Here is a 1,201-nt window from a genome sequence, read left to right on the forward strand (position 1 = left end):
CAACATTCTTTACACCAATACTGCCCAGAACTTCACCTAAAACGATTAAACAGCTTGATGCTGGCCTCTAAGGCGCTGATTGAATGTAAGACACTGACCTTGACTGAGTTAGGTCGAAATTTACCAACCACGGCCCGAACCAAGCACAACATCAAGCGCATTGATCGTTTGCTCGGCAACACGCATCTGCATCAAGAACGGTTAGCTGTCTACCAATGGCATGCCAGCCTCATCTGTTCTGGTAACCCTATGCCGATTGTGCTCGTCGATTGGTCAGACATCCGAGAGCATAAACGCATCATGGCTCTGCGCGCCTCAATAGCCTTCAATGGCCGCTCTATTACCCTGTATGAGAAGTCCTATCCCCTATCAGAACAATGCTCTAAGGCCTCCCACAACGGTTTTTTAGCGGACTTAGCCAAGATTTTACCTTTGCATGTTACCCCTCTCATCGTGACTGACGCGGGGTTCAAAGTGCCTTGGTACAAAGAGGTTGAGGCGCATGGTTGGTTTTGGCTAAGCCGTATTCGCGGTACAGTTCAATTTGCAGATATTGGCGCTGAAAATTGGCGTGCAGTTCGAAGTACACATGACTTGGCCAACGGTCAAGCGAAGAGCCTGGGTTGTAAGACTTTGACCAAAACTAACCCTATCAATTGCCATCTCACGCTTTATCGTAGCAAACCTAAGGGGCGTACAAATCAGCGTTCAACGAGGACTAATTGCCACCATCCATCGGCAAAAACGTACTCAACATCGGCGAAAGAGCCTTGGGTGTTAGCCAGCAATTTACCACCAGAATCTCGGAGCCCAAAGCAGCTGGTAAACCTGTACGCCAAACGTATGCAAATAGAGGAAACCTTTCGTGACCTCAAAAGCCCGGCATACGGCTTTGGCTTACGCCAAAGTCGTACCAACAGTCCAGAGCGATTCGACATCATCCTACTGATAGCGTTGATGGTTCAATGCCTGTTGTGGCTAGTTGGTTTACACGCACAGCAACAGGGCTGGGATAAGCATTTTCAGGCCAATACCATTGGGCATCGAACGGTACTCTCAACGATTCGCTTGGGATTGGAGGTACTCAGGCGGCCTGATTATCAAATCACGGAGAAAGAATTGCTGGCGGCCTGGGTATTATTCGCCAATCAGTTGCTCAAATATGGCTATGCTATGGCTGATTTATGAGGGGATCCTTCAG

1 protein-coding gene is annotated in these 1,201 nt (G+C 48.6%); it reads left to right on the plus strand.

Going from position 1 to position 1,201, the window contains the following annotated elements:
• The coding region (locus AB8846_RS23270) for an IS4-like element IS10A family transposase (RefSeq protein WP_032446888.1) at positions 1 to 1,188 on the plus strand (1,188 nt) is incomplete at its 5' end.
• Positions 1,189 to 1,201 lie beyond the last annotated feature (13 nt).

The organism is Enterobacter sp. KB-221C9 (assembly GCF_041320715.1).
GTDB classification, from domain to species: Bacteria; Pseudomonadota; Gammaproteobacteria; order Enterobacterales; family Enterobacteriaceae; genus Enterobacter; species Enterobacter asburiae_D.